At 62.3% G+C, this 24,990-nt stretch carries 26 protein-coding genes and 1 pseudogene; 17 read left to right on the forward strand and 10 right to left on the reverse strand.

Features of this window, described 5'->3' with window-relative positions; translation table 11 throughout:
- Nucleotides 1–40 precede the first annotated feature (40 nt).
- The 7 genes from B2D37_RS20210 to B2D37_RS20240 all read left to right on the forward strand — a co-directional run bounded on the left by B2D37_RS20210 (nt 41) and on the right by B2D37_RS20240 (nt 6,346).
- Nucleotides 41–1,165 (forward strand): FAD-binding oxidoreductase, encoded by a 1,125-nt coding sequence (locus tag B2D37_RS20210; protein ID WP_079204389.1) that lies wholly within the window; start codon nt 41–43, stop codon nt 1,163–1,165.
- A complete protein-coding gene (locus B2D37_RS20215) occupies nt 1,155–1,496 on the forward strand; it encodes a (2Fe-2S)-binding protein (protein WP_079204390.1) in 342 nt (113 codons plus the stop codon). Before B2D37_RS20210 ends, B2D37_RS20215 begins: the two co-directional genes overlap by 11 nt.
- Nucleotides 1,486–2,892, forward strand: a complete 1,407-nt coding sequence (locus B2D37_RS20220; RefSeq protein WP_079204391.1) for an NAD(P)/FAD-dependent oxidoreductase — start codon at nt 1,486–1,488, stop codon at nt 2,890–2,892. The genes B2D37_RS20215 and B2D37_RS20220 overlap by 11 nt, the downstream gene beginning before the upstream one ends.
- Nucleotides 2,889–3,242 (forward strand): RidA family protein, encoded by a 354-nt coding sequence (locus B2D37_RS20225; RefSeq protein WP_079204392.1) that lies wholly within the window; start codon nt 2,889–2,891, stop codon nt 3,240–3,242. The genes B2D37_RS20220 and B2D37_RS20225 overlap by 4 nt, the downstream gene beginning before the upstream one ends.
- A 160-nt stretch (nt 3,243–3,402) precedes the next feature.
- The gene (locus tag B2D37_RS20230; RefSeq protein WP_079204393.1) at nt 3,403–4,185 is read left to right on the forward strand and encodes an ABC transporter substrate-binding protein; all 783 of its coding nucleotides are present in this window, start codon (nt 3,403–3,405) and stop codon (nt 4,183–4,185) included.
- Between the two features lie 77 nt (nt 4,186–4,262).
- Entirely contained in the window at nt 4,263–4,589 is a 327-nt protein-coding gene (locus B2D37_RS20235) for a hypothetical protein (RefSeq protein ID WP_079204394.1), read from the forward strand.
- Between the two features lie 1,412 nt (nt 4,590–6,001).
- Entirely contained in the window at nt 6,002–6,346 is a 345-nt protein-coding gene (locus tag B2D37_RS20240; RefSeq protein ID WP_079204395.1) for a cupin domain-containing protein, read from the forward strand.
- A 145-nt stretch (nt 6,347–6,491) separates the two neighbouring features.
- Here B2D37_RS20240 and B2D37_RS20245 read toward each other — a convergent pair whose 3' ends face one another.
- Nucleotides 6,492–6,974, reverse strand: a complete 483-nt coding sequence (locus tag B2D37_RS20245) for a hypothetical protein (RefSeq protein WP_079204396.1) — start codon at nt 6,972–6,974, stop codon at nt 6,492–6,494.
- Nucleotides 6,975–7,298: 324 nt separating this feature from the next.
- On the opposite strand from B2D37_RS20245, the gene B2D37_RS20250 reads away from it, so the two are divergent.
- Complete coding sequence (locus B2D37_RS20250; RefSeq protein ID WP_079204397.1) at nt 7,299–7,724, forward strand: HPF/RaiA family ribosome-associated protein; 426 nt, start codon at nt 7,299–7,301, stop codon at nt 7,722–7,724.
- A 160-nt stretch (nt 7,725–7,884) separates the two neighbouring features.
- Here the strand turns inward: B2D37_RS20250 and B2D37_RS20255 are convergent, their stop codons facing one another.
- A complete protein-coding gene (locus tag B2D37_RS20255; RefSeq protein ID WP_218190342.1) occupies nt 7,885–8,754 on the reverse strand; it encodes a YihY/virulence factor BrkB family protein in 870 nt (289 codons plus the stop codon).
- Nucleotides 8,755–9,089: 335 nt separating this feature from the next.
- Between B2D37_RS20255 and nhaA the strand changes: the two genes are divergently transcribed.
- A complete protein-coding gene (gene nhaA, locus B2D37_RS20260) occupies nt 9,090–10,466 on the forward strand; it encodes a Na+/H+ antiporter NhaA (protein ID WP_218190343.1) in 1,377 nt (458 codons plus the stop codon).
- Between the two features lie 27 nt (nt 10,467–10,493).
- Here the strand turns inward: nhaA and B2D37_RS20265 are convergent, their stop codons facing one another.
- The gene (locus B2D37_RS20265; protein WP_079204398.1) at nt 10,494–11,831 is read right to left on the reverse strand and encodes a DUF2254 domain-containing protein; all 1,338 of its coding nucleotides are present in this window, start codon (nt 11,829–11,831) and stop codon (nt 10,494–10,496) included.
- Nucleotides 11,832–11,979: 148 nt separating this feature from the next.
- Nucleotides 11,980–12,150, reverse strand: coding sequence for a hypothetical protein (locus B2D37_RS23235; protein ID WP_154067131.1), 171 nt, complete (start codon nt 12,148–12,150; stop codon nt 11,980–11,982).
- A 449-nt stretch (nt 12,151–12,599) separates the two neighbouring features.
- Between B2D37_RS23235 and B2D37_RS20270 the strand changes: the two genes are divergently transcribed.
- The gene (locus tag B2D37_RS20270; RefSeq protein ID WP_079204399.1) at nt 12,600–13,019 is read left to right on the forward strand and encodes a DUF302 domain-containing protein; all 420 of its coding nucleotides are present in this window, start codon (nt 12,600–12,602) and stop codon (nt 13,017–13,019) included.
- A gap of 167 nt (nt 13,020–13,186) precedes the next feature.
- Here B2D37_RS20270 and B2D37_RS20275 read toward each other — a convergent pair whose 3' ends face one another.
- Nucleotides 13,187–13,537, reverse strand: coding sequence for a DUF3147 family protein (locus tag B2D37_RS20275; protein ID WP_079204400.1), 351 nt, complete (start codon nt 13,535–13,537; stop codon nt 13,187–13,189).
- Between the two features lie 50 nt (nt 13,538–13,587).
- Nucleotides 13,588–13,875: a metal-sensing transcriptional repressor MreA gene (mreA, locus tag B2D37_RS20280; protein WP_079204401.1), complete on the reverse strand. Its 288-nt coding sequence runs from the start codon at nt 13,873–13,875 to the stop codon at nt 13,588–13,590.
- Between the two features lie 118 nt (nt 13,876–13,993).
- On the opposite strand from mreA, the gene B2D37_RS20285 reads away from it, so the two are divergent.
- From B2D37_RS20285 to B2D37_RS20295, 3 genes are read left to right on the forward strand one after another with little or no spacing between them, the layout of a single operon-like run.
- Entirely contained in the window at nt 13,994–14,353 is a 360-nt protein-coding gene (locus B2D37_RS20285; RefSeq protein ID WP_079204402.1) for a hypothetical protein, read from the forward strand.
- A 47-nt stretch (nt 14,354–14,400) separates the two neighbouring features.
- Nucleotides 14,401–15,138 (forward strand): HupE/UreJ family protein, encoded by a 738-nt coding sequence (locus B2D37_RS20290; protein ID WP_079204403.1) that lies wholly within the window; start codon nt 14,401–14,403, stop codon nt 15,136–15,138.
- Between the two features lie 12 nt (nt 15,139–15,150).
- A complete protein-coding gene (locus tag B2D37_RS20295; RefSeq protein WP_079204404.1) occupies nt 15,151–15,813 on the forward strand; it encodes a transmembrane anchor protein in 663 nt (220 codons plus the stop codon).
- Nucleotides 15,814–16,156: 343 nt separating this feature from the next.
- Here B2D37_RS20295 and B2D37_RS20300 read toward each other — a convergent pair whose 3' ends face one another.
- The gene (locus B2D37_RS20300) at nt 16,157–16,516 is read right to left on the reverse strand and encodes a hypothetical protein (protein WP_079204405.1); all 360 of its coding nucleotides are present in this window, start codon (nt 16,514–16,516) and stop codon (nt 16,157–16,159) included.
- Nucleotides 16,517–16,674: 158 nt separating this feature from the next.
- Here B2D37_RS20300 and B2D37_RS20305 point away from each other — a divergent pair, with 158 nt between their 5' ends.
- The 3 genes from B2D37_RS20305 to B2D37_RS20315 all read left to right on the forward strand — a co-directional run bounded on the left by B2D37_RS20305 (nt 16,675) and on the right by B2D37_RS20315 (nt 19,553).
- Nucleotides 16,675–16,857, forward strand: coding sequence for a hypothetical protein (locus B2D37_RS20305; protein WP_154067132.1), 183 nt, complete (start codon nt 16,675–16,677; stop codon nt 16,855–16,857).
- 507 nt (nt 16,858–17,364) lie between these two features.
- Nucleotides 17,365–18,858 (forward strand): NAD(P)/FAD-dependent oxidoreductase, encoded by a 1,494-nt coding sequence (locus B2D37_RS20310; RefSeq protein ID WP_079204407.1) that lies wholly within the window; start codon nt 17,365–17,367, stop codon nt 18,856–18,858.
- A gap of 431 nt (nt 18,859–19,289) precedes the next feature.
- A complete protein-coding gene (locus B2D37_RS20315) occupies nt 19,290–19,553 on the forward strand; it encodes a hypothetical protein (RefSeq protein WP_079204408.1) in 264 nt (87 codons plus the stop codon).
- A 20-nt stretch (nt 19,554–19,573) separates the two neighbouring features.
- On the opposite strand, the pseudogene B2D37_RS20320 reads toward B2D37_RS20315, so the two are convergent.
- From B2D37_RS20320 to B2D37_RS20330, 3 genes and pseudogenes are all read right to left on the reverse strand, one after another.
- A pseudogene (locus tag B2D37_RS20320) lies at nt 19,574–19,783 on the reverse strand (LysR family transcriptional regulator); the annotation flags it as partial.
- Between the two features lie 198 nt (nt 19,784–19,981).
- On the reverse strand, nt 19,982–22,477 hold the full coding sequence (locus B2D37_RS20325) for a bifunctional diguanylate cyclase/phosphodiesterase (RefSeq protein ID WP_079204409.1): 2,496 nt from the start codon (nt 22,475–22,477) through the stop codon (nt 19,982–19,984).
- 48 nt (nt 22,478–22,525) lie between these two features.
- Complete coding sequence (locus B2D37_RS20330; RefSeq protein ID WP_256573216.1) at nt 22,526–23,488, reverse strand: spermidine/putrescine ABC transporter substrate-binding protein; 963 nt, start codon at nt 23,486–23,488, stop codon at nt 22,526–22,528.
- 316 nt (nt 23,489–23,804) lie between these two features.
- Between B2D37_RS20330 and B2D37_RS20335 the strand changes: the two genes are divergently transcribed.
- On the forward strand, nt 23,805–24,968 hold the full coding sequence (locus B2D37_RS20335) for an iron-containing alcohol dehydrogenase (protein WP_079204411.1): 1,164 nt from the start codon (nt 23,805–23,807) through the stop codon (nt 24,966–24,968).
- Nucleotides 24,969–24,990 lie beyond the last annotated feature (22 nt).

Consider the following 24,990-nt stretch of genomic DNA (forward strand, 5'->3'; position numbering starts at 1 on the left):
CGACACAAGCGCGGGAGTAATCCTGACTGAGGCGCACCCTATGCAGAAAACTGAGATCATGGTCGTTGGCGGCGGTTTGCTCGGCATGGCCATCGCCTACGGCCTGGCTCGCCTGGGGCGCCAGGTCAGCGTGCTGGACGAGGGCGACACGGCCTTGCGCGCGGCACGCGGCAACTTCGGCCTGCTCTGGGTACAAGGCAAAGGCTACGGCATGCCGGCTTATGCGCAGTGGACCCTGCAATCGGTGGCGCTGTGGCCGCAGCTGGCGCGCATGCTGCTGGACGACACCGGCATCGAGGTGCAACTGCGCCAGCCCGGCGGCTTTCAGCTGTGCCTGTCCGATGCGGAAATGGCCGAAGAAAGCCGTCGTCTGTGCTGGCTCAACGAGGCACTGGAGGGCGACTATCCCTTCGAACTGCTCGACCCTGCCGCCCTGCGCAAGCGCCTGCCCGGTGTCGGTGCGCAGGTGGTGGGCGCCTGCTATTCGCCGCTGGATGGCCACGTTAATCCGCTCAAGTTGTTGCGTGCCCTGCATGCTGGCTGTCACCAGCGCGGCGTGCAGCTACTCAATGGCCGCCGAGTCAGTGGCATCGCGCCACACGGCGAGGGCTTCGAGGTTGCCAGCGGCGATCAGCGTTGGCACAGCGAGCGCCTGGTGCTGGCGGCCGGACTGGGCAACCGCGAGCTCGGCGCTTTGCTGGGCCAGCCGGTACCGGTGCAGCCCAGTCGCGGGCAGATCCTGGTGACCGAACGCCTCGAGCCGTTCCTGCACTACCCCACCAGTACCGTCCGCCAGACCGACGAAGGCACCGTGCAGCTGGGCGATTCGGCGGAGTCGGTGGGCTTCGACGACGGCACCAGTAGCGCGGTCATGGCCGATATTGCCGGGCGGGCGGTGCGCTGTTTCCCGCGCCTGGCGAATGTGCGTCTGGTGCGCGCCTGGGGCGCGTTGCGGGTGTTGAGCCCGGATGGCGCGCCTATCTATCAGGCCCTGCCCGGCGCACCGGGCGCCAGCGTGCTGTCCTGCCACAGCGGCGTGACCCTGGCCGCCGCGCACGCCCTGCGCTTGGCGCCCTGGATCGCCGGTGAACAGGCATTGGCGGAGATCAGCCCCTTCGGTCTGCACCGTTTCGCCGCCTCTGCCGAGGTGCGTCATGCCAGCTGACAGCCTGTTCCGCCAACTGCCCACCGCCGCTGGGTTGCTCAGTATCGAGTTCGATGGCCAAGCCTTACAGGTGCCGGCCGGCGTCTCGCTGGCGGCCGCCTTGCTCGCCGGCGGCGTGCGCCATACCCGCAGCACCCCGGTGAGCGGCAGCCCGCGCGCGGCCTACTGCATGATGGGCGTGTGCTTCGAATGCCTGGTCGAGGTGGACGGCATGCCCAACTGCCAGGCCTGCCTATTGCCAGTCTCACCCGGCATGCGTGTGCGCAGCCAGCGCGGGGCCCGTAGCCTGAGCCCGGCGCCCGCGCTGGAGGAGCACCACGATGACGCTTGAATCCGTCGACCTGCTGATCATCGGCGCCGGCCCGGCCGGCATGAGTGCGGCGCTCGAGGCGCGCCGCCATGGCCTGAGCGTGACGCTGCTGGACGAGCAACGCTCACCCGGCGGACAGATCTACCGCAACATCGACGGCAGCGACCCGCCGCGCCTGGCGATACTCGGTGCGGATTACCAGGCCGGCGCGAGCCTGAGCGCTGCCTTCATGGCCTGCGGCGCGCGCTACATCGGCGGCGCCGCGGTGTGGCAAGTCACCGCGCAGAAGCAGGTGCACTACCTGCTCGACGGCCGCGCCTATGTGCTGCAGGCGCGGCGCTTGCTGATCGCCACCGGCGCCTATGAGCGGCCCATGCCGATTCCCGGTTGGACCCTGCCCGGAGTGATGACCGCCGGTGCCGGGCAGATCCTGCTGAAAAATGCCGCGCTGTTACCCAGCGGCCCGGTGGTGCTGGCCGGCTGCGGCCCACTGCTCTATCTGTTGGCCGTGCAGTACCTGCGCGCCGGCGTTGCGCTGGCGGCGCTGGTCGATACCAGCAGCCACGCCGCTGCGCTACGCGCCTGGCGCCAGCTGCCGGGCGCCTTGCGCGGCTGGCGTGACCTGCTCAAGGGCCTGTCGTTGCTGGCCAGCCTGCGCCGCGCCGGCGTGGCGCATTACCGCGGCGCGCGTCATCTGGCGATTGAGGGCGAAGAGCAGGCCGCGGCCTTGCGTTTCAGCAGTGGCGGCAGCGAGCGACGCATTCCGGCGAGCTTGATCCTGTTGCACCAAGGGGTGGTGCCGAACACCCAGATCAGCTGGTCGCTGCGCCTGCAGCACCACTGGAGCAACCAACAACTGTGCTGGAGCGCCGAGCGCGACGCCTGGGGCGAAACCAGCCTGGCGGGCATTTTCATCGCCGGTGACGGCGGTGCCATTGGCGGTGCGCTGGCGGCGCAGCAGCAGGGCCGGATCGCCGCCCTGGCCATCGCCGGGCAGTTGCAACGCCTCCCTGCGCCTGCCATCGAGGCACTCGCCAAGCCCTACCGCCGCGCCCTGGCCCGGCAACTCGCCGCGCGGCCCTTGATCGACGCCCTGTACCGCCCACCACTGGAACACCGCGTACCGGCGGATGCCGTCATTGTCTGCCGCTGCGAGGAAGTCAGCGCCAGCGACATACGCCAGCATGTCGACCTCGGTTGCCTCGGCCCCAACCAGACCAAGGCCTTCGGTCGCTGCGGCATGGGCCCCTGCCAGGGACGCCTGTGCGGCCTGAGCGTGACCGAAGTGATCGCCGAACGGCGTGGCGTCCCCCCCGAGCAGGTCGGCTACTACCGCATCCGTTCGCCCTTGAAACCCATCACCCTCGCGCAATTGGCCAACGAGCCCACGGCCAGCGCCCCTCAGGAGTTCGTATGAACCGCATCCAACGCATCGACAGCAATCCCCGCCTCAGCCGCGTGGTGGTGCACAACGGCGTGGCCTGGCTCAGCGGCATAGTCGCCGCCGATTGCAGTCAGGATATTCGCGGGCAAACCCGCCAGGTGCTGCAACGCCTGGAGGAATTACTCACGGAGGTCGGCAGCGACAAAAGTCGCCTGCTCAGCGTGCAGATCTGGATGAAGGACATGCTCAGCGACTTCTCGGCGATGAACCAGCAGTGGAGCGCCTGGTTCGCCCCCGGCGAGACGCCGGCCCGCGCCACCGCCCAGGTGACCTTCGACGATGCCGACATCCGCCTCGAGCTGATCGTCACCGCGGCGGTCTGAGCACAGCTTTACCCCAACCCGCCGGGCCCGCCCGGAGGTATGGCCAGAGTGGCCAACCAAGCGCCATGCACAGCAGTCATTCGACGTGCTGCTGCCGATAACGGGTGACTTCATTTCCTGGAGCATCCGGATTACAACAACAACGTAATTGGAGCCATCTATGAATAGCTACAACACTCTCAAGACCCTCTGCCTGACGGCGCTGGTCGCATTTGCCTGCACCGCCCAGGCCGCCGACAAGCCCCTGCGCCTGGGCATCGAGGCGGCCTACCCGCCCTTCGCCTACAAGACCCCGGACAATCAGATCCAGGGTTTCGACTACGACATCGGCCAGGCGCTGTGCGCCGAGATGAAGGTCACCTGCGAATGGAAAGAGGTCGAGTTCGACGGCCTGATTCCCTCGCTCAAGGTGCGCAAGATCGACGCCGCTCTGTCGTCGGTGTCGATCACCGAGGAACGCCTGAAGTCGGTGGACTTCAGCCACAGCTACTACCGCGTCCCGGCCAAGCTGGTCGCCCGCAAAGACACTGGCATCGACAGCATCCCGGCGGACCTCAAGGGCAAGCGCATCGGCGTGCAGCGCGCCACCAACTTCGACCGCTATGCCAGCGAATACTTCGTGCCCGCCGGCGCCGAGGTGATCCGCTATGGCACCCAGAACGAGGTGTTCCTCGACCTGCTGGCTGGCCGCCTGGATGCCAGCCTGGCCGGCTCCATCGCCATCGAAGAAGGCCTGCTGAAGAAACCGGAAGGCAGCCCCTTTCAGTTCGTTGGCCCAAGCTTCACCGAACAGCAATATTTCGGCACAGGCGCCGGCATCGCGGTGCGCAAAAATGACCCACTGGCCGCCGAGCTGAACAAGGCCCTGGCCGCCATCCGCGCCAACGGCACCTACGACCAGATCCGCAAGAAGTACTTCGACTTTGACATCTACGGTGACTGATTGAGTCCGCTCGTCGCCGCCTTGCGGCGGCGAGCCTGGTCTTCGCAACAGCGTGAACCTTAACGCGGGTGGTAGCTATGGAACTTGATAGGGTTGAGTTTTTTGCGCTGGAGCGCTTGTTTGGCCAGGCTGGCGCTGAGCCCTACTGCTTGGCTGGCGCGCGCCATAGTTTCGAGGTGCTGGAGCGCTCGAAGACGGCGGTCGGCTTCTATTCAATCATTAAATACCCCCGCGGCCTCGAGCAGATCCAGCCGCTGCAGGAGCTAAGCTTGCCCTTCGAGCACCATTTGCTGCCGTCTGGCGGCCACTTCGTCTGCTGGGTCGAGGGCGACTCAACGCTGTGCTTGGAAGCGGTCGCCAGACAGCAGCCCTGGCCCGCGGACTTTACTCCGGCTGGTTTGTAAGGTGCTCGCGGACTGCCTGCTGGCAAGCGCTGACACCCCGACAGTGAGCGGTTGGGTTCGCCAATCCACGCTCGACCGCTAGCCCTCAAACCGCAACCTCAATCCATCGAGCTAACGCCATTCGTCGCGCTGCAATAGCCGCTTGCTCAAGTCATTACGGTCGCTCTGTCAGCGTGCTTGCCAGGTACGACACTGTTCGCCGAAATGCACCTTGGCCGCCTTGCGGCACTCGCGGGGCGGCCTCCAGGTATTCGCGGCAAGACGCGCTGGGTTCCGTTCGGAGTAGCGCGTAGGGCGGTTTCGGAGCGTAGCGACAGCCCGCCAGGTTTTGTGCCGCGCTGGTGAACCAGTGGTGCACTGCCTGCGGCGAGTGAGACCCTACGGACCGCGGATTACCCCAGCTCGCGGCTTGCTCCAGACCGTCGGGCGGTCCGGACGGCGATCCGTTCGGAGTGAAGCATCAGCCCGCTGGATTGTGTGTCGTACTGAAGTGGCCTAATGATTCTGGACTCACCTGAAGGGGGCTTGGGTACAGAGCCAAAATCGTGACCGCGAACGACACATTTCATCCCGATGCTGGATCGGGATGAAATGTGTCAGGGGATGGGGTAGATCAGAGCCGAGGCGGCGCGGGTGAGGGCCTGCAGCCGTCTCGGATTTCGCTGCTTCACGCCCCGTGTAGGGCGCTGGATCTGTGTCGCTAACCGCCTGGACGAGTGCCAGGGTGCTGCGTTGGATCGCCATGCTATGCAGTTGAACGGATCTTCGTTAGCGCTATGGCTATCAATCCTGACCTTTGGTCGGGTTATACCGTTCGACTTTTTCGCCTAATGCGATTTGCCCATGCGCGAGCTGCGGCTGTACGCGCTAAGCGCGGAGTTATGTCTCTATATGTGGTGACCTGCACCCAGGGTCGGGCTTATCGACTCCATGGTTACACGTGCACTCTGTACTTTGGCAATGTGGCCAGCGTGCAGAATCACGCGGGGGCTGATTGGGGGACAAATGATACGGCGTGTCGTCATTCGCTTAAGCCCTCCTTTGTTACTGTCCTGAGTCACAAGGTAGCCCGAATTGCTCCGCGGGGTTTAGTCCGAGTGGCGATAAAACCTGAGACTTCAGGAATTAACGCGCATATACCCCACCAACAGCACCGTATTCCCTGGGCGGGCCGGTTTGCCCTGTCGAGAATCCAGCTTGTGCCCGCTCATGAATTGGCTTTATGCGCCAGCAGGGCCGTGTGCCAGGTTAAGCTCCGCGCAGTCCGAGATGGCGCGATGAGTAACGGCCGATCCACCACACCGCAAACGGCGCGTTTCCAGGCATTTTGGGGTCGACTACAGACATCCGTGCAGGCGCCAGACGTTCTAGGTTAGGCAGGTGTTATTTCAGCCGAAAAACTTGGAGCAGACATGCCTAACCCGATCACCGTTCTCCGCGATACCACCCCCATGCCGATGCTCGACGCCTGCAAATGGGAAAAGCTTGCCGGCGACCCGCACACCGTCAACCTCAACGCCTACACCTCGGAAGACGGCAGCAAGATCATGGGCACCTGGATCTGCACCCCCGGTAAATGGCGGGTCGCCTACGAAAAATGGGAGTACTGCCACTTCCAGGAAGGCTACTGCATCATCACCCCGGACGGTCAGGCGCCGATTCACCTCAAGGCTGGCGATATATTCATCGTCGAATCGGGTATGCAAGGTACCTGGGAAGTGGTCGAGACGGTGCGCAAGTACTTCGTCTTCGCCTGACAATCGCTGCCGCGAAGCCAGTCGCATAGGTAGGTTGGCGTTGAGTGCAGCGATACCCAATGAAGGCTTACCAGCCTAAGCAGCTTGTCTGTGTGCTGTTTGTTTGCCTTTGCTGGCGATGAGCATCGCTGCGCTCAATCCCATCCTACGGAGCTCCGGACGCGCTCGCTTCCTCATCCGCCAAGCGCTGCAGGTAGACGGCGAAATCCGGGCCTTCCCCGCGCAGTAGCTGTGGCAGCCGTTCGCGGAAGTCCTCGCGTCGGCTCCACTCGCGCATGTAGTCATCCCAGGAATGCCAGCGGCGCTGTTTCTTCTCGTCCAGATTGGGCGCGTAGATCAGCAGATAGTCACGCTCGAACAGGGACATGAGCATGTCGAAGATCAGCAACATGCGTTCGCGCTGCTCGTCGGTCAAATCCGGGGTCGCAAGCTGGCTGCGCAGCTTCAGGTCCGGGTTGGCCAGCACCACCTCGAGGAAGTCGATATAAGCATCGGAAATCTGCTGCCAGGTGGCTTCCTGTTCATTCGCGCGTTCCTTACGCTGTTCGACGAGGAACACGCCAATCGCGAATGGCAAGGCCACCACCGTGACGATGTAGGACAGCAGCTCCCAGGTTTCGAGTGTCATATCCATGCCCTTGGTAATGGCCAGTAGAGCAAGCAAAGCCCATTTTTCGCAGGCGTGGCGGCGCGGCGCTATTGCTCGGCATCATTTACCCCGTCGCGAAGGCGATAAGGGTTGCCTTCCACGCCCGCCATTGTCATAACTGTCACGTGGCTATGTGAGGGCGCGTACTCAGCGTCCCTATGCAGGCTCAACGCAATACAGGGCCCCGCGTACGCAGTTGCAGCGTCGCGATTTGTGGTCTTTGTCAGCGCGTAGCGACAAAGTCAGGAACCTCGGCGCTAGCCGGCCCTCGAAAGTACAGACCCGTCAGAAGCGAGGAACACCATGAAAATTCATGTGAGAAGTAACCATATTGAAGGAAGTGTCCGGCTTCAGGAGTGGGTAAGCGCGACAGTGACTGAGCGGCTGGACCGTTTCGAAGATTTACTCACTCGGGTTGAAGTTCATCTCAGCGACGAGAATGGCAACAAGGCCGGTGCCGACGACAAGCGCTGCCAGATCGAAGCGCGGCCCAAAGGTCACCAAGCCGTCTCAGTCACCCACAAAGCCGCATCGCTGGATCAGGCCGTGGATGGCGCTACCGAAAAAATGCGCCATGCCCTCGATCACCTGGTCGGCAAGCTTGAGGTCAGGGCCGTATCCACCGGGCATATCGACGACCCGCGCCTGAGCGAAGATCCTGAGCAAGTCACCGATGCCCTGTTGCAGGAAGAATTCCTGGCTAAAGAAGAAGCCCTCGGCCGGGATTAAGGCGTTCAGATTCGTTGATTATTGAGTGATGCCATGAGGGGTTGCCATGCGTGCATGGCAACCCCTCTAAGGTTGCGCATCCCGTCTCGGCACAAGCCAACCAAGTAACCACTCTCTTGCAAACACAGCGCCGCTGCCGGCCTGCTGTCCCCTATTATTATCAGTCGATGGCTTTTCGGGATCCAAATGTCCGGGCGTAGACGCAGGTGAACTCTGCGCCCACCAGCAGGATCTGTGCCGAAAAGTACACCCAGAGCAGCAGCACCACCAGCGAACCGGCCGCGCCAAAGCCCGACGCGACGTCGCTGCGGCCGATGTAGGCGCCGATCACCACCTTGCCCCCGGTGAAGAGCAAAGCCGCGAGCAATGCGCCGAGCCACACGTCGGCCGCCAGGACACGCTGGCGCGGTATGACCTTGTAGATCAGGCCGAACATGAACGCCACGAGCAGGAAGCCACCGATGGCATCGCCAGCCTCCACCACGGCCTGCCAGTCGCCGAAGACAGGGTCCAGTCGACGACTCACGGCAGCGAGCAGCGCACTGGTGGCCAGCGACACGATAAGCAGGAAGCCTACTGCGAGGACCATGGCGAACGCCATCAGGCGGGCGCGAACGAGCGTGAGCCACCCGCCCTTGCGCAGCCGCCCCGGTACTCGCCAGATCCGGTCGAGCGCGTCCTGCAGCTCGGCAAACACGGTGGTCGCGCCGACGAACAGGAGCACCAGACCCACGGCGGTGGCCGTCAGGCCCTCGGCGGGCTCGCGCACGCTGGCCAGCAGATCCTGCAGCGAGCTCGCGCCGCGGTCACCCATCAGGTCCTGCAGCTGCGCCTGGATCTCGCCGCGGGCGGCGTCTTCACCGAACACCAGCCCGGCCACTGAAACCACGATCAGCAGCAGCGGTGCCAGCGAGAATATTGTGTAGTAGGCCAGCGCTGCACCCATGCTCGGCACGTAGTCGTCGAGCCAAGAGATCCCGACCTGCTTGATCAGGCCCCACCATGAGGCGGGCAGGCCGGACAGCGTCACAGGACGTCGGTATTGAGTTGGATCTTAGTGGTCTTCATGTCGATTCCTTCGATGGTGTCTGCGGCCCGGCGCTGGGAGAGGCCGGGTTCGGCGGGTCGCACACTTGCGATGTCGAGCGCGGCATGCAACAAACACCCTGACTAGGACTGCACCCAACAGGCGTTTCCGGGCACTCTGCAGTCTGTCCCGCGCGTATGACCTCGTCTGTACGGCAGCGCACAGTGCCGCGGGCGGGCATCGCGGTACGCTGAGCGAATGATCACCATGCGAGTTAATTGGCCGCCACCACCTCCGCGAAGTCGGCCGACAGGCAGTCTTCACGTGCCCCTCCGACCATGAAGCCGGACGATCTGGCACGTGACGAGGAACTGCTCGAGCGGACGACCGCCGAGCGCGCGGGTGACCGCGTGGTGCGGCCGTTCCAGCTGTTCGCACAACGGCAGGCTTCCGGTGGCCTGGTCCTGCTGGGCTGCGCCATCCTGGCGCTGGCCTGGGCCAACTCGCCGTGGGCATGGGCCTACGAGCAGATGTTGCACGTCCCGCTTAGCATTGCCCTCGGCGATCAGGTGTTGCGTCTGGACCTTCGCCATTGGATCAACGACGGCCTGATGGCGATCTTCTTCTTCGGCGTCGGGCTTGAAATAAAACGCGAGTTCCTGGTCGGTGAGTTGGCCGAACGCCGCAAGGCGATGCTGCCGATCGTGGCCGCTGTGGGCGGCATGGTGATACCGGCGCTGATCTATGCCGGGTTCAACTTCAATGGCCCCGGTGCCAAGGGTTGGGGCATTCCGATGGCGACCGACATCGCCTTTGCGCTCGGTGCGCTGGCCGTTCTGGGGTCGCGCATTCCCGACGCCCTGAAGGTCTTCCTGGTCGCACTGGCCATTGTCGACGACCTCGGCGCGTTGCTGGTCATTGCGATCTTCTACACCGTGTCGATCGATTGGCGCGGCGTCGCCGTGATCGCCGCCGTGCTGCTGGCGCTGTGGGTGGCCAACCGCTTCGGGGCCCGTCGGGGATCAATCTACCTGCTGCTCGGGCTAGGTTTGTGGGCCGGTTTCTTCATGTCCGGGCTGCACGCGACACTGGCCGGCGTGCTGACGGCGCTGTTCGTGCCTGCGCGCGTGAAGATCGTGCCGGACGCCGTGCCGAAGGTGATTCGCCGCGGCGCCGACGACATCGAAGCGCAGGCCCTCGACAGCGAGCCCGATGCTATGGACCCTGATCGTGTCGCCGTCATTGGCGCGATCGGTGGCAGCCTCGACGCCGCCACCGCACCGCTGCAGCGTATCGAACACATGGTGCAGCCGTGGATCACCTACGGCATCCTGCCGATTTTTGGTTTGTTCAATGCGGGGGTGGTGATCGACGCCGGGGTGTTGCGCACGCTGCCGACCGCCGTGCCGCTGGGCATCATGGTCGGGCTAGTGCTCGGCAAATCGATCGGCATCAGCCTGGCCAGTTGGCTGGCGGTGAAGACCGGGCTGGCGGCACTGCCCGAAGGGACGACCTGGCGGCTGCTGATCGGCACAGCCTTCCTGGCCGGCATCGGCTTCACCATGGCGCTGTTCATCAGTGGCCTGGCCTTTGCCGACACGCATTTCGAGCGCGAGGCTCAACTGGCCATCTTGGTCGGTTCGTTGCTGGCCGCAGCGGTCGGTATCGGCATTTTGCTGACATCGAAGCCGACGCAGGCGCCCGACCCGCAGTGAGTGATTGGCTGCGAGGCGCGTCGTGCGTTAGCTGCGAACGTCGCGCAGCGCCAGTGTCGCCGCAGTGAAGCTCGCCTCGACGGCGAGCACATCGCCCGCTTCCGGCACAGCTTCTCGTGCCCCGTTGACGATCATGCCGGCGTGGCGCTGGAGGCAGGCCGCGTCCTGCGTGCATTGCACGTGGCCGGCGATCTGGGTGATGGCATCGAGCATGCGGATCGCCACAGCCGGGTTCGACCGAGCGCTTTGCCTGATCTGGTTGAACGCGGTGTCCACGATGCCTGCAAACGTGGATCCCAGCGCCACCAGCCGCAGCCGGCCGTGACTGTCGAAGCGAAGGTGTGATGGCATGTCGCGTCGGGCCAGGCGGCACAGGGCCGATCCCAGCCGATCCACGCAGGCGACCGCCGTGAACGGGTCGTTGATGCCCGGTGACAGCGCCCGCACGGCGATCTCGACCAACTGCTGGAAGGAGAACTCGACATCCTGGGCTGCAGTGCGCTGGTTGCCCAACACGAAGGCGGCGTTCAATTTTCCCGCCAGGGTTTCAGTGACACGATCCCCAGGCCAGACCATCACCATCGCCCGGCCCTTGGTGAGGTAGTGCCCAGGCCGGCGCTCCAGCCGCAGCAGCAGATCTTCCTGGCTGGCCAACGCCATCAGGGCGTCAGCATCGATCAGCTGGAGATAGCCGTCTTCAAGGGCACCCACAGGACATGCCTCGCGCGCGAACGCCGCTGGCAGGCTGGCTTCGCTTGAGGCTCTTGAGGCTGCGGACCCAGGCTTGCCAAGGTCGCCGGGAAACAACCTGTCGATCCCCTCATCGAGCTCCCTGCCGACCCGTGCCACGACCTGATCCGCCTGGATCGAGACCGAAATGTGGTGGATGAAGTAGATCAGTACGCCAACGCTGACAATGGCCAGCAACACGCCAATGCTGACGGAGAGATGAGGCACGAATGCCCCCTCGTCGGCGCGGCGGATGGTGCGCAGCACGAGCAGGCAGTACACAAACGTGGCCACGAAGGTGCCCAGCACCACCTGGTTGGCGGTGTCGCGCATGAAGTTGCGCAGCAGGCGCGGGCCCAGCTGGGATGAGGCGAGCGACAGCGCCACCAGCGTCATCGAAAACACGGTCCCGGCAATGGCGATCATCGACCCGGCTACGGTGCCCAGCAGCAGGCTGGCACCCTCGGCACCACCCGAATAGCTCCAGCCCAGGAACTGCAGCCAGTCGTCAGTAACGGCCTTGTCGAGCTCGACGGCGCAGAAGGCCAGTGCCACGGCCAGGCACGCCATGGCCGCTGGCACGAACCAGAAACTCGATCGCAGTCGATACCAGTACTTCAGCAGCAGTGTTTTCATGCAGCCTCACTTCAACTCGTCAGCCTCAAACGAAGCGCCCAAGCTGGCGCTGAACGGGCCGTCACTACAGTGTAAGTTCTCGAACCGAAGCGCGCTGCTCGTCCTCCGTCATCGGTTCCAAGCTTTGCTTTCAGGGGGGCACGGCATCTCATGCACGGACCGCGCGCAGCATCGCCGCGAACTCGTGGAGTGTCGCGCTACCGCTTGCCTCGGCTGTCTTCAGCCAAGCCTGCAAGTCGGCTACACGTTGTGCGCCGGACGCGTCCGGAGTCGAGTTGTTCCCCGGCTCGTCCTCGGCGGTGTGTTCATGTTCGCTCATCGGTCAGCGCCTCAAGATGGAATCTGGGTGCTTCAAACGAATGTCTCTTGCCCGCTGTTCGTGTGCTTTCGATCAACACCAGTTGACTCGGGCGCTGGGGTCGGCCTGCACCGCATTGGTGCCGGCCTTGATGATCCGGTAGGGGGGTATCGGTCGGACCCACTGTGGGCCACGATGCTGTTGCGGTCTGTTCGACAGCGCACCGTTGGCGAGCTTGGCCCCAATTCTTGCTTCGTTTGCCGCCCGAACCTATGTTCGCCACCGCACGGACTTCACGGCGTGGCGCAACCATCATAGGTCTTGGTCGCGATGCGCATCGGGCGCATCAATGCCGTGTTCGGGCCTTCCCGCGCGCAGGGCTCTGCGCGGGCCGTTTCGGACGAAACGCGGCACTGACCCGAGGCGGATGGCCTGGTTCAGTGCCTAACTGCAACTTGTCGGAGTACGTCATGAACTCATCCTCCTCACCCGCCTACGAATTTCACTGCGAGCTCACCGGCTTGGGATTCGACCAAGCCGTCACTCGCGTTACCGAGGCACTCAAGGTCGAAGGCTTCGGTGTTCTCACCGAAATCGACATCCAGGCCACCATGAAGGCCAAGCTCGGGCTCGAAGTCCGCCCGTATCGGATCCTCGGCGCCTGCAACCCGCCGCTCGCCCACCGCGCTTTGACCGCCGAGCCCGACATCGGCTTGCTGTTGCCCTGCAACGTGGTGGTGCGCGAGGAGGCGGACGGTCGCCTGGTGGTCGCATTCATGGATCCGGTGGCCGTACTGCAGATGACCAGCAACCCCGAGGTCGCCGAAGTCGCGCAAGAAGTGCGCGCAGGGCTGGAGCGCGTGCGAGCGGAACTGACGAGTCATGAATGAATTGAATGAGCCCCTTCGGCCAGGCGTGAACCCGCTGTGGAAGGGGCAGTGTTCAGATAGACCTGGAGCCTTGCATGTCGTACGGGGTCGGCCCCACGCAACTCGATTAAGCAGAGCGCAGTCGTAGCGTAGCGCGGGCAAGGTCGTTAAGGATTCACTCGGACTGATCAGAGCAACTCGATACCGAAACGGCGAACGCACAGAGCAAATAAGCCGAAACAGCCGGCGGTGACAACGATGTAGGTCAGCAGAGCTGGCCAGAAACCGAACCGGGATAAAAGCACGGGGAACGCAAGTAGCGTCGGCAGGGTGGGCAACACATACCAGAAGGTATACCACGCATGATTGGCGATCTTTTCGGGTGATTGGTTTTCAACGTTTAGCCAGATCAGCGTCAGTATGGTGATCAAGGGCAATGCGGCAATCAGGCCGCCAAACTTGTCACTACGCTTGGCGACCTCCGACACCACGACGACCACGATTGCTGTCAGGAAATATTTGCTGATAACCCAAGCCATCTTGCATCTCCTAGAACGCTATTGTTGATGCCTTTTACTTTGAGTCGCCCTCAGAGGTACTTGGTGATTTGCTTGAAATCTTCGAGTGATGCGCGCTCGCCAGTAGCGAGTGCCTCGACTGTGTGTTCCAGGCAGTGATCGATGTGATCTTGGATAAGGGTGCGCTTGGCCTGGCAGACAGCTTTTTCCACCGCATGCAATTGTTGCGCGATATCGACGCAGGCGCGTCCGTCTTCGATCATGGTGGTGATGCTGCGCAGATGCCCCTCCGCCCGCTTCAACCTTTTGATGATATCGCTATGACTTTGGTGCTGGTGGCCGTGTTCGTGGTCGCTCATGTCTTGAGTCTCATGCCTCGATGAATTACGCTCGCATGCTATCCCCCTGGGGGGGATATGGTCAAACGCATTGGCCCGCCATAAATCGAAGCGTTATAGGCAATTAAAGAGGGTCGAAATGCGCGGTAAGCCCATCAATGCCAAGGTGATTTTTGCCCTTGCTCTTGCCATATTCATGGCCTGGGCCGGGCATGCTTCTGCGGTGCTGGTGGGCTCTAGCCAGACGGCTGTGAGTAGTGGTGGCGGCGCTCACACACATGCGCATGGTGATGGCGCAATAGCTTGTGCGGTGTGCGCGGATCATTACCATTCGTCCCTGACAGTAGACCACCTGCATGAAACACCGCACCTGACCGCGCTGCTGAGCCTCGCAGCCCAGCCAGAACGTGCGCTGGCAATAGCAACCCCACGTTATTTCGTTCCCGCTAGCCCGATCTTTCTGATCGAACGGCCACCACGTTCAACGTACGTGCTCTGACGCAGGCCGCTATACGGCCCAAGACCACTGCAACCTAGGACTCAACCATGCATTCGCTATCTATGAGCGCAATGGGCGCATCTGCCGTGCGCCCAAACCGCTCGCTATTACTATTGCTGCTGTTCACAGCACTGTTCTTTCTCGGCATGCCTGACGCATTGGCGCACGCCGTGGCAGAAGGCGACAAAGGCTTTATCCAGGAAAGCTCCGGGGTGATGTTGCTGCCGTTCATCTACATGGGCGCGAAACACATGATGACCGGGTACGACCACCTGCTGTTTTTGTTCGGGGTGATCTTCTTTCTCTATCGACTGAAAGACGTGGGCCTCTACGTCACGTTGTTCGCGGTGGGTCACTCGGTGACCTTGCTCCTGGGCGTACTGACGGAAATCAGCATCAGCTCCTATGTGATCGACGCGATCATCGGTTTCTCGGTGGTGTACAAGGCGCTCGATAACCTTGGGGCATTCCAGCGCTGGTTCGGCTACCAACCAAACACCAAGGCTGCAACTCTGCTCTTCGGTCTTCTCCACGGTTTTGGTCTAGCCAGCAAAATCCAGGAATACGAGATATCGGTAGATGGCCTGATCCCTAACCTGATCGCTTTCAACGTCGGCGTCGAGATCGGCCAGCTCCTGGCCTTGAGCGCCATTTTGATTGTCATGGGCTACTGGCGGCGCACCGCCAGCTTCTGGCGTCATGCCTACACCGCCAACGTCGCCATGATGAGCGCCGGTTTCCTGCTGATGGGTTACCAGCTCACCGGCCTCATCGTGTCTCAGTAAGGAATTTCCAGCATGTTCAATACCAAGCTCCCGACCCACAACGAACTGCCTACCAGTCGCCAACTGCTGCGCTCCACCATGATTGCGGTGGTTGTTGCTGCTGCATTGCTGGTCACTGTGGTCATGCCTTCTGAATACGCCATCGACCCAACGGGTGCAGGTCGCCTACTCGGCCTGACACAGATGGGTGAAATGAAGACCACCCTGGCCGTGGAGGCAGCGGCTGATGCGGCTGTTCAGCCAGTGGCGGCCCCTGTCGTTCAAGCTCCCGCGACGGTTCAGTCGGTACCCCAAGAACAGATCGCATCCACGCCTGCTGCTGAGCCGGCAGCTGAAACCAAGCCAGCCCTGAAGTCCGATGAAGTGACACTCACGCTGAAACCAGGCGAGAGCAGCGAGATAAAACTGGAGATGCTGAATCAAGCCACGGTCAGCTACGAGTGGGCAACCAATGGCGCGCCGGTCAATCACGACACCCACGGCGAGCCTTATAACGGGCCCAACGGCTATTACCACAGCTATAGCAAGGCCCAGCAGGTGAAAGGCGATAAAGGTGAGTTCACCGCCATCTTCGATGGTACCCACGGCTGGTTCTGGCGTAACCGCAGCAACCGCGACGTGACGATCACGCTAAAGACCAAAGGCGAATACTTGAGCGTTAAACGAGTGATTTAAGGCTTTCAGCCCTTCCGCCATGCGGTGGAAGGGGCTCCGGCATACTTTGTTTTTAGTGAAGGATTCGACGATGACAAACACGATATCTCTGGGGCTCTCTGCTGTTGGTTTGCCTGCTAGGTCTGCTTGCCGCATGCGGTGGCGGTGAGCATGGCGCCGCGTCTGACATGGATGGGCACGCTCACAATTAAGGCTTAAAGGGCTTGGTTACGTGCAGCAATAATCCAACTGAAGCGCCAATCATCGATGGTCGTTGTTGCGCGTAACTATTGGCGAGTAAGTCAGGCTAGTGTGTTGCATTGACCGGTTGAATCCACAGCCGTTAGCAGCCAATGAAACAACCTCACCCCATCGGACTAAACCCATTCGCCGCACTGCAATACCGCTGCTCCATCCGCTTGCTCAACTCTTGACGATCCCGCTCCCAGCTCTTTTCCCAGCCTCGGCACTGCTCGCGAAAATGCACCTTGGCCGCCTTGCGGCATTCGCGGTAGTCGATCGAGCCTCGGCGGTGGTTGCGGCATACGCTGCTGCTGTCGATGCGGTTATCCAGGGCGTGCCATTCGGCAAGGTAGGGACCGCCGCCGTTCCAGCGTTCAATCCAGACCTGATCCACCTCACGGCTGGCGCTGCGCCGGGGCGGTGCGCGGCTGCGGCTGGCTTGCTCGGTCTGGTATTGGGCGAGGTATTGCGTCGAGACCATGCCGCTGTTCGGGGCCGGGCGGTGGTCGCGGGGCAGGGCGCCGTAGCGGCAAGTGACGACGTTTTCGTCGATGAGGTTGGCGGATTTGATGCAGTCGGCCAGCGGTTGTGGCTCGGGGGCGGGGCGCTGCTCAGGGTGCTGGTCTGGATCGGGTCGAGGTGCTGGGGAATGCGGTATGGGTCGGCTATTGGCCGGCGCGTCGGCGTGTCCAGGTCGAGGGGTTGCCGGAGGGTGGCCGACGCGGCGGGGTTGAGCAGGCCGTGGGTCTTGGCCTTGAGCAGGTTGCCAAGGCCGCTGTGCTCGGTCAGCAGGTAGAGGCTGAAGGCGAATACCGCGAGTAGGCCGCACACCTTGGCCAAGCGCCGCAGGGGATGGGTACGCGTGCGTTGGCGCTCATGCAGCCAGGCTTGCACGCTGAGCGAGGCGTCGTCGCTGTCGGCATTAAGGCGCTCGTCGCGGCTGTCGCGTTGCCAATCCTGGTGTTTCATGGCATCCCTTCGCCTGTCCATGGCGAGCCTGGGCTGAGGTGGTCTCAGCTGGCTCGTAACTCTGCAGGAGGGTAAACCCGCTGACGGCAGTTTGCCAGCATTCGGCGAGCGCCGATCTTGGACCTTGGTTGCACGGCAGTAGGTGTCTAGGGCGGTGCTTTCGTGGCCAAGGTACGGCCAGGGCCGGTCTGGCTGGAGAATGGGAGGCGGCATGCTTGCTGCGCCTGTTACGCAGTTGAGACATAAGGCTATTGGGCAGGGTAACGGCTGGCTGGCGCTGCCAGCGTCTACCCTGTATCTGGCGAACCCACCTGGCCGAGGTCGTCGACCGGGTCAGGCATCACGACAGCGAGGCAGCCCATGACTGTGGAACACCTGGACGTACTGATCATTGGTGCCGGCCTGTCCGGCATCGGCGCGGCGTATCACCTGATGCAGCAGTGCCCACACAAGCGCTTCGCGATCCTCGAAGGCCGGCATGCCCTTGGCGGCACCTGGGATCTGTTTCGCTACCCGGGCATTCGTTCCGACTCGGACATGTACACCCTCGGCTACAACTTCAAGCCCTGGACCGACCCGCAGGCGATTGCCGATGGCCCGTCGATCCGCCGCTATATCGAGGAGACCGCGCGGGAGAACGGCATCGACGCCAAGATCCGCTACCAACATAAGGTGCTCAAGGCCGATTGGTGCAGTGAGACGGCGCGCTGGACCTTGCAGGTGCAGTGCGGCGAGGCGGCCGAACCGAGCCTGCTGAGCTGCAATCAGTTGCTGATGTGCACCGGCTACTACCGCTACGAAGCCGGTTATACCCCACCGTACAAGGGCCGCGAGCTGTTCCGCGGCGCGTTCATCCACCCGCAGCAGTGGCCGCAGGACTTCGACTACAGCGGCAAGAACGTGGTGGTGATCGGCAGTGGCGCCACCGCCATTACCCTGGTGCCGGCGCTGACCGACAAGGCTCGGCACGTGACCATGCTGCAGCGCTCGCCGAGCTATGTGGTCAGCCTGCCGCAGCGCGATAGGCTGGCCAGCCTGCTGCGCCGTTGGCTGCCGCCGGCCCTGGTCTACCGGCTGGTGCGCTCGCGCAACGTGGTCATGCAGTTGGGTTTCTACACGCTGGCCAGGGGTTTGCCGACGTTGGTGCGCAAGCTGCTGCTGGGCCAGGCCCGCCGCCAACTGGGCGAGGGTTTCGACATGCGCCACTTCAGCCCGGGCTACCAGCCGTGGGATCAGCGTCTGTGCGTGGTGCCGGACGGCGACCTGTTCAAGGTGCTGCGCGCGGGCAAGGCGTCGCTGGTGACCGAGCAGATCGACAGCTTTAGCGAAACCGGCATCCGCCTGAAAACCGGCCAAGTGCTGCCGGCCGACGTGATCGTCAGCGCCACCGGTCTGGACCTGCAGTTGTTCGGCGGTATCGCGGTGGCGGTGGACGGCCAGCCGTTCGACGCGGCCAAGAGCATGGGCTATCGCGGCATCATGCTGCGCGATCTGCCCAATGCCGCGGTGGTACTCGGTTACACCAACGCCAGCTGGACGCTCAAGGCGGATCTGTCCAGCGAGTACTTCTGCCGCCTGATCAAGCATATGGACGCCACCGGCATGCGCCAGTGCACCCCGCGCGACCCGGCGCGTCAGGTCGGGGAAGCGCCGTTTCTCGATCTGACCTCCGGCTACATCCAGCGCGCCGCCGAGCGGATTCCCAAGCAGGGCGATCGCGTACCCTGGAAGCTCTACCAGAATTACCTGCTCGACCTGGCGTTGCTGCGCTACGGCAAGCTGGAGGACGGCTACCTGGAGTTCAGCTCGCCGCAACGTAGCGAGGATGCCGAGGCGCTCGGCACGGTCGTGTGAGGCTCAGCCCAACCGCAACCCGAGCGTAGGATGGGGCGGGCGGCGATCCGTCGGGCCGCGCAGGCTGAGCGCAGCGATAGCCATCAAACGGGTTATGCCTGTAGCCGGTGTCAGGGCGGCTGTCGATGATGGGTTACGGCGCGTGTGCTCTGCTGACGGCAGGTCAATGTGCGGGGCCTAACCCATCCTAGGGACTGTGCCGTCCTGCGTGGTGCTTGCCGGAGGCTGATGGCAATACGTAGGGGGGAACATAGCCTTGTGTAAGCCAAACGCCATAGCTGAATGGGGGCTATCGGCTACAGCGCCAGGGCAAATAGCGCTTTTCTGACGGGCACAAGGCCACTATTATTCACGGCGTATTTCACGGATGAGCACGGCGGCCCTAGGGCTGGTGCCAAAGCCGTTATCTGTAGGCATGAAAGGACTCGTCCATGCAAGAACAACGCTACCTCCCTGCGCTACGCGCGCACATCGAGCAACTGCTGCGCGAGGGCTGGGCCATCGCTCAGCGCAACCCGCTGAAGTTGCAGTGCCAGGGCAGGACTTGCCTGGTCATGCACGGCATGCTGATCAGCGAAGGCCCGCTCTGGAACTATGCCGAGACCGGGCGGCCTGCCGCGGCCCGTCACCCGCAACAGGCATCGCTGGAAAATACCGACTGGTTCGAGCTGGAGCTGGCTGCAGCTGCTGGTTGATGGCAGCGGTCTGCCTGGCGTCAGCCCTGGCCGCTGGCAATTATCTGTTCGATCAACCACTGCGACGCCGCGTCGCATTGGCGCTGCGCCAGGCTGACGACTTCCAGGTGGAAGGGCCCGAGGTGGAAGGGCAGATCGAACCGTTGCAGCGGCAAGAGCGCGGCGAAGTGGCGGACCAGTTGAGACGGCAGCACCGCCGCCAGTTCGCTGCTGGCGACTATGGGCGTGGCGTAGCGCCAGTTGCAGGGGTTCGCTCAAGTTCAGCGCGGACCAGGACCATAATTCGATAGCCAAGAGCCCCGAGTACCTGCAATGGCTCCGCGCTGTGCTTTGAGCAAACAGCCCTATGACAGCGGTCGCAAACCAGTCGATTGCCCGGATGCAATCCGGAAATCCGCCCCGTGTTTCCTCCGGGCTCCCGCGCTAAGTCAGTAGTAGTAGGTGCAGCGGGGTGTGGGCGGTAGATCGAACCGTTGGCTATATGGCTTCGGGCAGCGGTACGTTGATAAGTCGTTCAATCTCGCCCGCGGGCGGGGTGTACTGAACAGATAGCCTTGTAACAGGTCGCAGCCCTTGGCAATCAGGAAGGCTAGATGGTCGTGATCCTCGACCCCCTCGGCCACCACTTTCATTCCCAGCGAGTGAGCCATGGTGATGATGGCCGAGAGAATCACGCCGTTGCTGTTTTCTTGCAGGTCGAGAATGAAGCTACGGTCGATTTTCAGGATATCGATAGGCAGCGTCTGCAGATAACTAAGCGAGGAGTAGCCGGTGCCGAAGTCGTCGAGCGCAATCTGTATGCCGAGTGCACGCAACGCGTAGAGGTTCTCCAGTACCTGTTCGCGCCCTTGTAGTACGGCGGTCTCGGTCAACTCCACATAAAGGTCATCGGCGCAAAGCTGGTGCTTGTTCAAGACCCGGGTGATCTGTTGAGCGAAGCCCGGTTGGCCCAGTTGCAGGCTGGAAACGTTGATGGCAACCCGCAGAGGGGCAAGACCCGCCTTCTTCCATGCCGCCAGCTGGCGGGCCGCCTCCTCGATTACCCAGGCGCCAATGGGCAAAATCAGACCGTTTTCCTCGGCCAGAGGAATGAACTGATCCGGGGGCACCTGGCCCAGCTCAGGATCGTTCCAGCGGATTAACGCCTCAACGGACACCACTCGCATGGTTCGGCTATCGATAATCGGTTGATAGTAAAGCTGGAAGTTCAGCGTTTCGACGGCGGTGTGTAAGCGTTGGTCCAGAAGCACACGTTGTTGGGAGTGCGCAGCAATGGCGCTGGAGAAAAACTGATAGGTGTTCCTGCCTGTCGCTTTCGCCTGATACATCGCCAGGTCGGCATGTTTGACGAGGTCCTCCATCGTTCTACCGTCATCGGGATAGATGGCAATGCCGATGCTGCAGCCCACGTAACAAGCCGTGCCATTGATGTCGATAGGTTCAGCCAGCGCCTTGATCACCCGTGCGGCTACGGGGCCGGCCAGGTGCTCGGCTTCTGGATGGTTGAGCAGCAGGGTAAATTCATCGCCGCCCAGGCGCGCCATATCCCGGTCGACATCGATATCGACGGGGCGGCTCAGGTAGTCATAACCGCGCAGGTTGGCCTGGAAGATCTCAGTCACCTTGATCAGCAGCTGGTCTCCGGCAGGGTGGCCCAGGGTGTCGTTAACGTGTTTGAAGTTATCCAGGTCGAGAAACAGCAAGGCGAAACGGCCCTGGCGCTGGCGGGCGGACTCGATTTCACGGCGCAGGGTTTTGATGAACATCAGCCGATTGGGCAGCCCGGTGAGACTGTCCCTGAAGGCCAGGTTATGGATTTGCTCACTGGAGTGATGCAGGTCAAGGCTCATTCGGTTGAAGGAGCGACTCAGCTCGCCGAGCTCATCCTCGTTCTGCACGGGCACCTGGATCAAGTGTGACTGCTTGCCCATGGCCGCCAGAGCCTGATTGAGGCGCTCGACCGGTTTCAGAAAGCGATTGCGGATCAATACCAGGAGCAGCGGTACCGAAATGCTAATGGCGGCCAGGCAGATCAACAGCACCAGCAGGCCAACATTGCGCGACTCTTTGAACAAGTCCGCTTCGGGAATCAATAGGTGCAGCCATAAGCCTTCCAGCAGGCGCTTGGCATGGTGCTGGTAAGACTGGCCATTCAGCTCGATCTGGCTTTTGCTCTGCTGCGCCGTGATGCCTTGCGCCAGGTCGTAGTCGCCGGGCACACGCGCGGCATCGCTCTCCTGGGAGGCAGCAAGCAAAGTGCCCTTGGCGTCAGTCAGAAGAATGCTGCCCTGGGGCCAGGGGGAGGGGCTCAGATTGTCCAGCAACGATTGCAGGCTGATGGTCAGACTCAGGTAGCCGCGCAGCTGGGGCGGGCTACTGAAGGACTCGAATGCCGGGTTGATCAAGCTGATGCGCCGAGAGACGTACAGGGCCAACTCTTGGTTATCCGGGTTGATGCCGATGCGCACCAAGGTGTCCTGGTCGGCGTGACGCATGGCCAGAAACCCGGGGTTGTCCGCCTCCTCTTCAGTCAGGTTGGGCTGATCCCGGTTTTGCAGGCGCAGGTCTTCAAAGCCATCGGGTTGCAGAATCCGAATCTCATAATAGTCGGGATAAACCCGTTGAATGCTGGCGAGCTTCTGCAGCAAAGGGCGTTGTAACAAGGCATAGCGCTCTTCTGCATCACCGGTCAGTAGGTAGCTTTTGACCAGGGGATCATCCGAGAAAATATCGATATTGGCTGTGGCTACCATGCTGAGTAGTTGCAGCTGGTCATCCAGGCGTGCCACCAGCGCACTGATTTGATCAGTGCTTTTCTGTTCGGCGCTTTGCTGGAGCGCGATGAAGGCCAAAAGTCCCGCCAGCAGTAACGGGCCGGCAATCAGCGGGATGACCAGCAATGGCAAGTGGGTGCGCAACTTCATGTCAGCCCCTCGATACGGTCGGCCTGCGCAGGCATGGTTGCCGAACCCTTAACGCAACACCCTAGCATTGATCGCGTTGCGTAAACGCTGGGCTTTAGCCGGCTGGGGCCTGTAGAACTCGGAGGATTTCAGGCTTGCCTGATCAGGATAGATGATCGGGTCACGCAAAAACTCTGGGGGCAACAGTGCTTCGGCTGCAAGGTTGGGCGTCGCGTAATGGATGAACTGCGCCTGCTGGGCGGCATTGCTTGGTTCGTTGATGAAGTTGAGAAAGGCATAAGCCAGATCCGGATCTGGCGCCTGCTGGGCTAGCGCGAAATAGTCGATCCAGATAGCGCTGCCTTCTTGCGGAACGACATAGCGCAGGTTTTCGTTGAATTCTTTCAGCATGAGGGCATCCCCGCTGTACAGCAGGGCGGCCACGATGTCGCCATTGAGGAGTGGGGAGGTCTCATCGAGGGCGATGTAGTCATAGGTGCGGACATAGGGCTTCTGCTCCAGCAACAGGGTCTCCGCCGCTCGAAGTTGATCGGGGTCGGAGCTGTTGGCGGAGTAGTTCAAGGCCTTGAGGCTCATGCCAATTAATTCCCTGGCGTCTTCGATCATGGCTACTTTGCCCTGCAGTTCGGCGGCCGGCCTGAACAGCTGCAACCAACTGGTGATAGGCGTTTGCACCAGGTCACTGCGGTAGGCGATGCCGACCGTGCCCCAAGTATAGGGGGCGCCGTATACATCGGCAGCCTCAAAGACCCCCTTCAACGCAGGCGCAGTATGCTGAACGTTGGGCAACCGGGTGTAATCCAGCGGGGCAATCCAGCGTCGTTTGGCGTACAGCCTCAGGTCGAAGCCGGCCACCAGGATGAGATCATAACCACTGGCGTTGTTCTCCATCAGTTTCTGGGTGCGGTCGTCGTCAGAGCTGTAGTAGCTCTGGATGACCTGGGCGTCATAGTGCTGCTCGAATTTTTTGATCAGCGCCGGGTCCAAGTAATCCGACCAGTTGAGGATCACCAATTGGCCTTCAGCAGCCAGGCTGGCCAGGGGCAAGTGTAAGAGGAGGAAGGCTGAAGCCAGCGATAGCAGACGAAGAAGTGATTTGGGCATTAACAGTATCCCTATGAATTAAGAGGCCACACAAAATGATAGTCGGCTCTTGGACGTGCGTACTGAATACGGGCAATTAGCTCGCGCAGGGGTCAAGGGTTAGAGTGGCGCTGGCAATGACTGCGGGCAGCCGCTGTCGATCCAGGCGTAGAGGAAAGACCATTCGGTCAGGGTAAGCTGCAGTATCGCTGCTTTGGCGCGGCCAACCTCAAGAGGATCAAGCATGCATCCGTTCAGCTTTGCCACCACCGCGCAGATCATCTGCGAAAGCGGTTCCGCCCGCCGGCTGGCGGCCTTGTGCGTCGAGCGCGGTGCCCGGTCGGTGTTTATCGTCACCGACCCGGGCATTACCCAGCTCGGTCTGCTCGCCGAGGTGTTGCCCGGTTTTCTCCTAGAAGGGCTGACCGCCCAGGTGTTCGATCAGGTGGTTGCCGATCCGCCGGAGGCCATAGTGCAGAGCGCGGTGGCGCAGGCCAGGGCGCTCAAGGCCGAGCTGATTGTCGGCTTCGGCGGCGGCAGTTCGATGGACGTGGCCAAACTGGTCGCGCTGCTCGCCCACCCCGACTGCAGCCAGGAGCTGGCCGACATCTACGGCGTTGGCAATGCCAAGGGCCGGCGCCTGTCGTTGATCCAGGTGCCGACCACCGCCGGCACCGGCTCGGAAGTGACCCCGGTGGCGATCGTCACCACCGGCGCCACGACCAAGCTGGGCGTGGTCTCGCCGCTGTTGCTGCCGGACCTGGCGCTACTCGACGCCGACCTGACCCTTGGCCTGCCGCCGGCGGTAACCGCCGCCACCGGCATCGACGCCATGGTGCATGCGATCGAGGCCTACACCAGCGTGCAGAAGAAGAACCCGCTGTCCGACTTGCTGGCGCGCGAGGCGCTGCGTCTGCTCGCCGCCAATCTCGACGAGGCGGTGCACAACGGCGCTAACCGCGAAGCGCGCCAGGCCATGTTGCTCGGCGCCTGCCTGGCCGGTCAGGCATTCGCCAACGCGCCGGTGGCGGCGGTGCATGCGCTGGCCTATCCGCTCGGTGGGCACTTTCATATTCCCCACGGCCTGAGCAACGCGCTGGTGCTGCCGCACGTACTCGGTTTCAACGCCGCGGTGGCCGCGCCGCTGTATGCCGAGCTGGCGCCGCTGGTACTGGGCGCCAAGTTGCGCCCTGGCAGTGCCATGCAGCAGACCGAGCAGTTCATCCTCGAACTGGCCGATTGCAGCGAACGCAGCGGCCTGCCCACACGTTTGCGTGAAGTCGGTGTGCCGCAGGAGATGCTCGCGCAACTGGCGGCCGACGCCATGCTGCAACAACGCCTGCTGCTCAATAACCCGCGCGAGATGACCGAGGCGCACGCCTTGGCGATCTACCAGTCGGCCTATTGAGGCGCCCCCCAGCCACCCAAGG

The organism is Pseudomonas sp. CC6-YY-74, assembly GCF_002025205.1.
Classification (GTDB): Bacteria; Pseudomonadota; Gammaproteobacteria; order Pseudomonadales; family Pseudomonadaceae; genus Aquipseudomonas; species Aquipseudomonas paeninsulae.

Excerpts from the sequence above, each read along its gene's own strand:
- B2D37_RS20210 (WP_079204389.1), top strand. The coding sequence starts at position 41 with ATGCAGAAAACTGAGATCATGGTCGTTGGCGGCGGTTTGCTCGGCATG.
- B2D37_RS20215 (WP_079204390.1), top strand. The coding sequence starts at position 1,155 with ATGCCAGCTGACAGCCTGTTCCGCCAACTGCCCACCGCCGCTGGGTTG.
- B2D37_RS20220 (WP_079204391.1), top strand. The coding sequence starts at position 1,486 with ATGACGCTTGAATCCGTCGACCTGCTGATCATCGGCGCCGGCCCGGCC.
- B2D37_RS20225 (WP_079204392.1), top strand. The coding sequence starts at position 2,889 with ATGAACCGCATCCAACGCATCGACAGCAATCCCCGCCTCAGCCGCGTG.
- B2D37_RS20230 (WP_079204393.1), top strand. The coding sequence starts at position 3,403 with ATGAATAGCTACAACACTCTCAAGACCCTCTGCCTGACGGCGCTGGTC.
- B2D37_RS20235 (WP_079204394.1), top strand. The coding sequence starts at position 4,263 with ATGGAACTTGATAGGGTTGAGTTTTTTGCGCTGGAGCGCTTGTTTGGC.
- B2D37_RS20240 (WP_079204395.1), top strand. The coding sequence starts at position 6,002 with ATGCCTAACCCGATCACCGTTCTCCGCGATACCACCCCCATGCCGATG.
- B2D37_RS20245 (WP_079204396.1), bottom strand. The coding sequence starts at position 6,974 with ATGACACTCGAAACCTGGGAGCTGCTGTCCTACATCGTCACGGTGGTG.
- B2D37_RS20250 (WP_079204397.1), top strand. The coding sequence starts at position 7,299 with ATGAAAATTCATGTGAGAAGTAACCATATTGAAGGAAGTGTCCGGCTT.
- nhaA (WP_218190343.1), top strand. The coding sequence starts at position 9,090 with ATGAAGCCGGACGATCTGGCACGTGACGAGGAACTGCTCGAGCGGACG.
- B2D37_RS20265 (WP_079204398.1), bottom strand. The coding sequence starts at position 11,831 with ATGAAAACACTGCTGCTGAAGTACTGGTATCGACTGCGATCGAGTTTC.
- B2D37_RS23235 (WP_154067131.1), bottom strand. The coding sequence starts at position 12,150 with ATGAGCGAACATGAACACACCGCCGAGGACGAGCCGGGGAACAACTCG.
- B2D37_RS20270 (WP_079204399.1), top strand. The coding sequence starts at position 12,600 with ATGAACTCATCCTCCTCACCCGCCTACGAATTTCACTGCGAGCTCACC.
- B2D37_RS20275 (WP_079204400.1), bottom strand. The coding sequence starts at position 13,537 with ATGGCTTGGGTTATCAGCAAATATTTCCTGACAGCAATCGTGGTCGTC.
- mreA (WP_079204401.1), bottom strand. The coding sequence starts at position 13,875 with ATGAGCGACCACGAACACGGCCACCAGCACCAAAGTCATAGCGATATC.
- B2D37_RS20285 (WP_079204402.1), top strand. The coding sequence starts at position 13,994 with ATGCGCGGTAAGCCCATCAATGCCAAGGTGATTTTTGCCCTTGCTCTT.
- B2D37_RS20290 (WP_079204403.1), top strand. The coding sequence starts at position 14,401 with ATGCATTCGCTATCTATGAGCGCAATGGGCGCATCTGCCGTGCGCCCA.
- B2D37_RS20295 (WP_079204404.1), top strand. The coding sequence starts at position 15,151 with ATGTTCAATACCAAGCTCCCGACCCACAACGAACTGCCTACCAGTCGC.
- B2D37_RS20300 (WP_079204405.1), bottom strand. The coding sequence starts at position 16,516 with ATGGTCTCGACGCAATACCTCGCCCAATACCAGACCGAGCAAGCCAGC.
- B2D37_RS20310 (WP_079204407.1), top strand. The coding sequence starts at position 17,365 with ATGACTGTGGAACACCTGGACGTACTGATCATTGGTGCCGGCCTGTCC.
- B2D37_RS20315 (WP_079204408.1), top strand. The coding sequence starts at position 19,290 with ATGCAAGAACAACGCTACCTCCCTGCGCTACGCGCGCACATCGAGCAA.
- B2D37_RS20325 (WP_079204409.1), bottom strand. The coding sequence starts at position 22,477 with ATGAAGTTGCGCACCCACTTGCCATTGCTGGTCATCCCGCTGATTGCC.
- B2D37_RS20335 (WP_079204411.1), top strand. The coding sequence starts at position 23,805 with ATGCATCCGTTCAGCTTTGCCACCACCGCGCAGATCATCTGCGAAAGC.